The sequence below is a fragment of the Prosthecobacter sp. genome (assembly GCF_049294395.1).
Lineage (GTDB): Bacteria > Verrucomicrobiota > Verrucomicrobiia > Verrucomicrobiales > Verrucomicrobiaceae > Prosthecobacter.
In genome coordinates this window covers 1-1,780 of record NZ_JBAQCR010000213.1, presented here as the reverse complement: position 1 = coordinate 1,780, position 1,780 = coordinate 1, and the positions used below count along the sequence as shown (strand labels likewise).

General features: G+C 54.3%; 2 protein-coding genes and 1 pseudogene. 2 read left to right on the top strand and 1 reads right to left on the bottom strand.

What is annotated here, in order from left to right; translation table 11 throughout:
• Together WAW39_RS14700 and WAW39_RS14695 are read left to right on the top strand one after the other, a co-directional pair.
• A pseudogene (locus tag WAW39_RS14700) lies at nt 1–193 on the top strand (nucleotide pyrophosphohydrolase); the annotation flags it as partial.
• Nucleotides 194–197: 4 nt separating this feature from the next.
• Nucleotides 198–1,595 (top strand): amino acid--tRNA ligase-related protein, encoded by a 1,398-nt coding sequence (locus WAW39_RS14695; protein ID WP_422319954.1) that lies wholly within the window; start codon nt 198–200, stop codon nt 1,593–1,595.
• Nucleotides 1,596–1,600: 5 nt separating this feature from the next.
• Here WAW39_RS14695 and WAW39_RS14690 read toward each other — a convergent pair.
• Nucleotides 1,601–1,780, bottom strand: a 180-nt coding sequence (locus WAW39_RS14690; protein WP_422319953.1) for a hypothetical protein, incomplete at its 5' end; no start/stop codon positions are given.

Here is a 1,780-nt window from a genome sequence, read left to right as displayed (position 1 = left end):
GGAGGAAATGGAGGAATTTATCGCAAGCGGCAGTTCGGAAGAGATCGCGGATATATATGAGGTGCTCGACACGTTGATGGGGGAAATGAAAATAGACAAAACCGCGGTCCTGTCGACTCAACAGCAGAAACGGAAAGAGAAAGGAGGGTTTGAGAAGAGGATAATTTTAGAATCATCAGAAAAGAAACAATAAAACAATGCGCACATTAATCGGAGACATTAAGGAGCACGAAGGCGAGGAGGTGGAGTTGGCCGGTTTCGTTCACGCGCGCCGCGATCACGGCAAGCTCATATTCATAGACTTGAGGGACAGGAGCGGTTTGGCTCAGGTCGTTTTCCTGCCGGCCATGGCTTCTGCCGAAGCCAGCGAGCTTCGTTTGGAGTATGTGGTGAAGATGACCGGACTTATCAAGAAGCGTCCGCCGAACATGGTGAACGACACGCCGAACGGCGCGTACGAGATAGAGGCTAAGTCTTTGGAAATACTTTCCCGCGCGGAGGCTCTGCCAATCCCGGTGGATGGTGATGGTTATGACATAGACGAGGAGGCGCGCATGAAGTATCGCTATCTGGACATTCGCCGCCCGCGCTTGGCCAAGAACCTGCGCCTGCGAAATAAAGTGACTCAGTTGGTCCGCGAGTACCTGAATGGCAACGATTTCGTTGAAGTGGAAACCCCGATGCTGACCAAGAGCTCACCGGAAGGCGCGCGCGACTTCCTAGTGCCTTCCCGCATGCAACCGGGCAAGTTCTACGCCCTGCCGCAGGCGCCTCAGCAATACAAGCAGTTGTTGATGATCGCGGGTATCGAGAGGTATTTCCAGATCGCTCGCGCCATGCGCGACGAAGATCTTCGCGGTGACCGCCAGCTGGAACACACCCAGATAGATATGGAAATGTCTTTCGCCACCGAGCAGGACGTGCGGGATATGGTGGAAGGCATGATGATCCACATCGCGGAAGCTCTGGGGAAGAAGATATGGAAGACGCCTTTCCCGACTTTCACTCACGAGGAAGCCATGAAGAAATTCGGCGCCGACAAGTTTGACATGCGCAGTGAGGAAGAGAAGAAGGATCCAAATATCTTGGCTTTCGCTTGGGTGGTGGATTTCCCGGTCTTTGAATGGGACGAAGAAGAAAAGAGATTCACTTTCGCGCACAATCCTTTTTCCGCGCCGAAAGCGGAGCATGTTGAGAAGATCATGAAAGGAGAGGACTTGGCGAACCTCCGCGCCCAACAGTACGACCTGGTTTGCAACGGCTACGAGATGGCCTCCGGCGGCGTGCGCATATCCGACCCTAAGGTTCAGCGTCGTGTTTTCGAATTGATGGGTCTGACTCCGGAAGAATCCGAGGAGCGCTTCGGACATCTGGTCCGCGCCTACGAATATGGAGCCCCGCCGCACGCCGGCATCGCCCCGGGCCTGGACCGCCTGATGATGATCCTGACCGGCGAGCCGAACATCCGCGAGGTCATCGCTTTCCCGGTGGATTCCTCTGGCCACACTTCGGTCATGGACGCCCCCTCGGTGGTCAGTGAGAAGCAGCTCAAGGAAGCGCACATCAAGCTGGATCTACCGCCGGCGAAGGTTTAGGTTTTTTATCTCACCCCAACTCTCTTGAGTATCTGCTTCATCGCGACATCTATCTCTGGCGAAGAGTTGTCTATTATTTGGGGGATATAGCGCTTGAATATCTTTTCCATCTTGCCCGATCGGCTAGTCGAGGTTTTCCGTTCCAAGTCTTGAGCCGACTTTGTCAGGCGTTTGCGTATGCGTTC

Bases quoted from the DNA above. Each gene is read 5' to 3' on its own strand.
- WAW39_RS14695 (WP_422319954.1), top strand. From the start codon at position 198: ATGCGCACATTAATCGGAGACATTAAGGAGCACGAAGGCGAGGAGGTG.